Origin of the sequence: Armatimonas sp. (assembly GCF_043757465.1) — a bacterium.
Classification (GTDB): Bacteria; Armatimonadota; Armatimonadia; order Armatimonadales; family Armatimonadaceae; genus Armatimonas.
The window spans coordinates 133954-140157 of sequence record NZ_JAYVPL010000075.1; the positions used below are offsets into that span (position 1 = coordinate 133954).

Annotated in this window: 7 protein-coding genes; 4 read left to right on the forward strand and 3 right to left on the reverse strand. The window is 54.2% G+C overall.

Features of this window, described 5'->3' with window-relative positions; genetic code table 11:
* On the reverse strand, window positions 1-1425 hold the full coding sequence (locus tag ACH2ED_RS10330) for a S41 family peptidase (protein WP_395090760.1): 1425 nt from the start codon (window positions 1423-1425) through the stop codon (window positions 1-3).
* 116 nt (window positions 1426-1541) lie between these two features.
* On the opposite strand from ACH2ED_RS10330, the gene ACH2ED_RS10335 reads away from it, so the two are divergent.
* A complete protein-coding gene (locus ACH2ED_RS10335) occupies window positions 1542-2417 on the forward strand; it encodes a phytanoyl-CoA dioxygenase family protein (RefSeq protein ID WP_395090762.1) in 876 nt (291 codons plus the stop codon).
* Between the two features lie 34 nt (window positions 2418-2451).
* Here the strand turns inward: ACH2ED_RS10335 and ACH2ED_RS10340 are convergent, their stop codons facing one another.
* Window positions 2452-2724, reverse strand: coding sequence for a hypothetical protein (locus tag ACH2ED_RS10340; protein WP_395090764.1), 273 nt, complete (start codon window positions 2722-2724; stop codon window positions 2452-2454).
* Window positions 2725-2733: 9 nt separating this feature from the next.
* On the opposite strand from ACH2ED_RS10340, the gene ACH2ED_RS10345 reads away from it, so the two are divergent.
* Genes ACH2ED_RS10345 through ACH2ED_RS10355 form a run of 3 tightly spaced genes read left to right on the forward strand, consistent with a single transcriptional unit; the run spans window position 2734 to window position 5144 of the window.
* On the forward strand, window positions 2734-4008 hold the full coding sequence (locus ACH2ED_RS10345) for an RHS repeat-associated core domain-containing protein (RefSeq protein ID WP_395090766.1): 1275 nt from the start codon (window positions 2734-2736) through the stop codon (window positions 4006-4008).
* Entirely contained in the window at window positions 3989-4468 is a 480-nt protein-coding gene (locus ACH2ED_RS10350; RefSeq protein WP_395090767.1) for a hypothetical protein, read from the forward strand. Before ACH2ED_RS10345 ends, ACH2ED_RS10350 begins: the two co-directional genes overlap by 20 nt.
* Window positions 4455-5144, forward strand: coding sequence for a hypothetical protein (locus ACH2ED_RS10355; protein WP_395090768.1), 690 nt, complete (start codon window positions 4455-4457; stop codon window positions 5142-5144). The genes ACH2ED_RS10350 and ACH2ED_RS10355 overlap by 14 nt, the downstream gene beginning before the upstream one ends.
* Window positions 5145-5366: 222 nt before the next feature.
* On the opposite strand, the gene ACH2ED_RS10360 is transcribed toward ACH2ED_RS10355, so the two are convergent.
* The coding region (locus ACH2ED_RS10360) for an Rpn family recombination-promoting nuclease/putative transposase (RefSeq protein ID WP_395090770.1) at window positions 5367-6204 on the reverse strand (838 nt) is incomplete at its 5' end.

Below are 6204 nucleotides of genomic sequence, written 5' to 3' on the forward strand. Positions count from 1 at the left end.
CTAACTCTTTCCTCTTGTCGTTGCGGTGCCTGCGATGATCTGGGGGCGGTTCTTGAGAGTAGCCACCGCCTGGGCGAGCACCTCACTCTCCAGAGTTTCCGCCGCGAGGGCAACCTGAGGCGTGAGCCCAACCCCAGCCCAGGCCACTCCCTTCCCGCTGAGGAGCTTGCCGGTGATGAGGGTGAAGGCGGAGCCATCTTGCAGGAGATACATCCCTTGTACCAGAGCATCCCCAAAGGTCTTCTCTCCAACCAGAGGCGCTCCCGTGCGCTCGCTCAGGCACGCGGCTAGCGCTTCCGCAGTGGAGGCAGTGCCGTTATTGACAAGCACGGTCAGCGGGACTTTGACTTTCGCAGCCTCATTGGCGAGTAGATTGCTCTTCCTGCCCCCTTGACCCACTTCCTGCGCCACGATGCCTCGCCCCACGAGAAGCCCTGCGATCCGTTGCATGGCCTCAAACGAGCCCCCCGGCGTCCCCCGTAGATCTAGCACAATGCCTGTACTATCGGCTGGCAGGCTCTCCAGAATCTTGGCGACTTCTTCATCGCAGCCCTGGTTCAGGTAGGGGATTCTGATATAGGTTGCTTTTCCCTCAATGACCTTGCTGGTCACTGCAGACGCTGCCGTCACAGCGGGAGCCAGCTCCACTTTGACCGGGGTTGCCTGTCCCTTGCGCAGGATTGTCAGGGCGTATTTCTCTTTACTTGCAATGCTCTTGGCCAGGAGCTTGTCGCCCCGCAGGAGCATCTCGGCGGCGTGGAGACGAATGCCCCCAGTGATCCGGTCTCGGGCACTGACACGCGCTTTTTCGTAGGCTTTTTCGTCCACTTCGCGGTTCTGGAACTGAATCGCGACTTTGGAGAAAGGGAGAAGCGGGTCGTAGCCCAGTACCCACTTTCCATCAATATGAGTGACTGTGTCGCCCGGCTTCAACCCCGCTTTTTCCGCAGGGGAGCCAGGCAGGGGAGCCACCACCACGATCTTGTAGTCCGTGTAGCCACTGGTCTTGGTAGACTGGATCGAGAGAGTGGCACCGATCCCATGAAAGCTGCCCCTGGCTTCGTCTTCCAGGAGCTTACGCTGCTCGGGCTCAAGGTAGTAGGAACGAGGGTCTTCGAGCGAGGCGACCATCAACTTGACACTGCTCTGCGCCATCTTGGTATCGGTAGGGAGGGTGTCGTAGTACTGGTCTTTCACGAGGGCATAGACTGTCTCAAAGGTTCCGCCGAAGTCCTGAGCCTCACCTGTTCGGGGAGTGACGGCGTGACCGTTCTCCGCAACCTGAGATCGTCCCAGTGCTGCGGGGAGTGTCTTTGCGCGGGCGACGGGGCCTCCCTGTCGCAAGCGTGCTCCTCCCGCAAAGGCGACCCCGGTGGCTAGGACAACCCCTGCGCCAAAAAGAAAAGAACCACGCCGTCGTTGCATCTTTGTGCTCTACCTTCCGTTGTTTGTTTAACTACGCTATTTTATCATCGGATGTTCCGCTTTGGTTACCGACCTGCTAATTCTCATGGGGGATGCCTACGCTGTACAATGGCGCTATGGAATCCGCAAAGCCGCCTGCACTGGGGTATGTCCCCGACCCCGATGACCTCACCACCCTTGAGCGCGACCTACGCTTTCACCCGGCACTCACGCAGCACCCACAGCTTCTCACACCCGACCAGCTCGCGCACTACAACGAGCACGGCTACATTCGCCCCGTTCTGATCTTTGATGACTCCGAAATTGCAGCGCTACGATCACGCTTCGACGAAATCTTAGCCCAAACGCTTGCTTCGGGCGGGAGCAGCTACTCGATTGCCACCGCGCACCGAAAGTACGGCTTCGTCTACGATCTTCTGAAGCACCCCAAGATCATCGCCGCCGTTTGCGACATTCTCGGCCCCGATGTGATCGGCTGGGGCGCGCACTTTTTCTGCAAGATGCCCCACGACGGCAAAAAAGTGGACTGGCACCAGGATGCTGTCTTCTGGCCGCTCACGCCGAGCAAGACTGTCACCGTCTGGCTGGCCATTGACGACGCCGACCCAGAGAACGCCAACATGCGCTTTATCCCCGGCTCGCATCGGCATGGCCCTGTGATGCACCTGCCCACCAGCGCCGCCGAGGACAACGTCCTCAATCTGAAAATAGAAAACGCCGAACGCTTCGGCGATGCCCCCGTGGACGACACTCTCAAAGCCGGGGAAGCCTCTCTCCACTCGGACTTACTGCTCCACGGCTCCGAACCCAACACGTCGGATCGAAGACGTTGCGGCCTCACGCTGCGCTACTGCGCCGCCGAAGTCAAAGCGCACCTCGGCTGGGACGACAAAGGCATTCTCGTGGCGGGCGAGGATAGGGAAGGGAACTGGAAGAACGCGGCGCGGCCAACATCCCCCCACGGCGACAGCGCCGTGACCCCCTTCGCCTGAGACCCTCGTTCCGAGGGGCGAAGGGGGTGTTTTCTTATAGTCCGAGCTTGGTGAGCAGATCGGGGCGGCTTTTGCAGACAATACGTGCGCCACGGTTGAGCGGGCCGACAAAGGCTTGTAGAGCTGCGAGAGCATCGTTCTGGGCTTTTGTAGCGGTCTGGTAGAATCCTCCTAGACCATGCGCCGCCTTCTCTGCCTGCTCCTCGCCTTCATCCAGGTACTCCCCAGCCTGGGTGCCGCTGCGCCCCGGCATGGCAACCCGCGCCCGCCACTCTCGCAGGCGGCTTTGGTGAGCCGCGCACACCATCAGTACCTTGTGGACACAAGCCAGCCCTACGCGGAGGTGATCCAGGAAGCGGAGTGGGTCAACAACGCCCTGCCGCTGCTCACGCGCTACGACATCGGGCTAGACCGCTTGCGTATGTTCAAGTACCAGGTGACGAGCAACGGCCCGCCGCCTGTCTACGCGCCGGTTACGAGTGGCTGGTATCTCTTCGATGGCCTGGGCAGCACTCGGGCCGTGGTGGACGATTCTGGCGTTGGTCAGAGTGAGTTCGGGTATGGTGATGCGTTTGGGATTCCCTACCAGGTGGCGGCTAATGGGACTCGTGCGAGTGCGGGTGCTGGTTTCTTCCTGAACGGTCAGCAGTGGGATGGGAGTGGTATTTGGAATAGTGGGGAGGGGCTGTACTTTAATAGGGCTAGATACTACCAGTCGGGACTGGGACGGTTTATTGGCGAAGACAGTTATCCGGAAACTGATAGAATGCCTGAAACCCTGAATAGATATTTGTATTGTATATCGGATCCGCTGAATAATGTTGATCCATCTGGATATGTGCATTTTATTTTTACGGGTGGTGTCAGAGAGAAAACAGATAAGGATGGGCATGATAAAACACCTGATAATTTTATTCGGCAAGCACGAAGATTTGCAGAATCTCTCACGACATTGGGAGAAGATGTCGAGCTTGCATTCTATACACCTTCATATCGAAAGCGAGCTGAACGTGACGGGAAAAATAGCGAGGTATATATAAAAGAAACACTCGAACATGCGAGAAATAATGGATATATCGTTAAAGGATTTACTTCTACAGATAAAATTATACGGATTCTAAATTCCCATAGCGATAGTGAGATAGAAGGTTTCTATTATTTCGGCCATTCGGAATCTAAAGGTTTTTTGCTTAACTATGGACAGCTTAATACTTCTGGTGGCGAAGCGGATAGAATATATTTTGGTCAAGATGAAGTTAAGAGAGTTCGTTCAGCGATATTTAGTAATAATGCGGTAGCAAAATTATTTGGATGTAATCTTGGGAATACTTCTGGCGGAACAGAACCATTAGGTCAAACAATTGCAAAATTGTGGAAAATGAAAGTTATTGCACCTACAGTAAGGACAGTTTATACACCAAATGGTATTATACCATTTTTAACGAATGAAGGGTTTGGACAATGGGTAAGTTTTGCCCAAGGGTCTGGAGCAGTAGGTGGAGCGGAGCAGTTGTCACCAGCTTTTCCAAATATGATACAGCGATACTTTATAAGAGCAGGAGAATTAGGCTTTGGCTTTACATATTTTTAAAAAGAATAGAAAAATCAAACTAATGGGAGTAATATTTTTATTATTTTGGTTGATATTTATAACTATGGCACCAAAAAAAACGTATATTTGTAAATGCAGGTTGCAAGCAAATATTTTAACTGTGGTTTTTGATGAAATGGATGCATATGATGGTGTTGTTGACTTCATTATTAAGCATGATAATGATGATATGGTTAGGCGCTTGGGTAAGTTAATGGAAATTAAAAATCTGAATAATGGCCATGAATTTCCAGATATTTATATAGAATTCAATATGGAGACTAGTAATCGGCAAATTCAAGATAATAAAATTAAAATTAACAATATTATTGTGCCTGGAAAATATAAGAATATTATTTCTGGCAACGATAATATTCTTAATCTGAAATTCATAGATGATTTCAGTTTGAGAATTGCCTTATTGAAGAGTTATGTGAAATATAAATATGAATTTAGATAATTTTTCATTTATTTACCTAGTCTTACTGGTCACGTTTCACCAGAAGCCCACGGCTCCCCCCAAGCCAAAACCCGCACCTTCTCAGAAACCTGTCGCACCGACGTTTCGACAAGTAACGCGTCCTGCTGAGCCCGCCAAGCCAACCAATTCTACCGCCAAGCCCGATTCTTTCGCACTGTCTCTGCTTGCCTCGGGAGCTGAGAGCCACAAGCGAGTGGCCATGCTGGAAAGCACGTTGGATTGGCGATACCTCTCAAAAGCCAATCTCTCGTTTCGTCCCACGAGCGCTTTGGGCCAGAAAGCTCTCGAAGCCACCCTACGCTCCGCCCAGGCAACCCTCACGCTCACCAAGGACGGCCAGGCACGCCTCGGAGTCACCACGCCCGGCAAAGACCCACTCCCACGCGCCACCACTATCGCCGACACCAAAACGCTCTTTGCTGTTCGCTACGACACCGACGGAAAGCCAACCAGCGCCACCGAGCGAGCACTTGCACCTAGTAACCCCACACTTGTCCAGACCGGTGCTCGGCAAGTCTTGGCCGCCCTCCCGCCACCCGTCGCCGCGCTCCTGCTGGGCCACGATCCGCTGGAAGACGCAGGCAGCGAAGGACGGCTCCTCTCCGTCGAGCTGGCAGGCAACGTCACCGTACTCCGCGAAGTCGGACTTTCGTAGCGCCGTCCTGCATCACGGACGACCCGCACCGCGAGCCGACAAACCTCTCGTGCAAGCGCGAAAAGTCCCCTTGCGATCTCGAAGAGTTTCTCTGCGACCTGTGAGAGTTGTCCTGCGACTCCTGAAAGCTGCATTGCGAGCACAGGATGAGCGCTCTGGCAGACGCTCAGACCTTCGGGGCAACCGAAACGACTCGCCTTGCGGCTACCAAAAGCCCGCCTCTCAGGGCGCGAGCAGCTCCTGCCAGGACTCCACCTCAAGAAGGCGATCCACAAAGACTTCCAGACGCACCAGATCCGACTGCTCCAGCGACGACTCCACCTCGGCACTGGCTGCACCGAAGCGCTTCGTTCCCAGACGCAGAATCAGGCTCCTAGCCTCGGCAGCACGGCCACGTTCCATGCCTTGTTCAATGCCTTTCTCAATGCCTTTCTCGATACCTTTTTCTTCGCCTAGCTCAATCCACTCATTCGTCAGGGTTAACATCGTATTCAATTCCTCTCGGGGCAAGAGCCCCACTTCGCGCTGGAGCTCCACCAGTTCTGGTCGTGTCATCTGCAAGTACGTTCGCACAAACCCGGAGATGAGCTGCGAGCGAGCCGGGTCAAGCCGTAGCGTCGCAATCAGACGCAGGCACTGAAGCTTTACCTTCACCCGGTCACGACGCGCAATCTGCATCTTGGACATCAATGCCGCCGCCGCCGGGTTGGGCGTAGCGAGGTAATCGCGCCACTTCAGCCGGTTAAGCTGGATCACCCGGAACTGGAAGCGATTGACCACAAAGCCAGGAAAGTCAATCTGATGCTTGCCCGGCTGGAGCCGCTTAGGTCTATCAAATGAGTAGATTACCACCGGGTAGATCGGCAGATCGAACTTCTCGTAGAACCTGGCAAAGTACTTGAACATCCGCTTGGGGAAGCCTGCTTGCGGACTCGACTGGTTCTCCACGATCAGCAGAAAGCACGCCTCGCGTCCCTGGAACCGTGCCTTGACCACAATATCGGACTCGTAGCGTTTGCCCTCCGTGATGTCGGTGAAGACCTCTTTATCCAGAAACTCG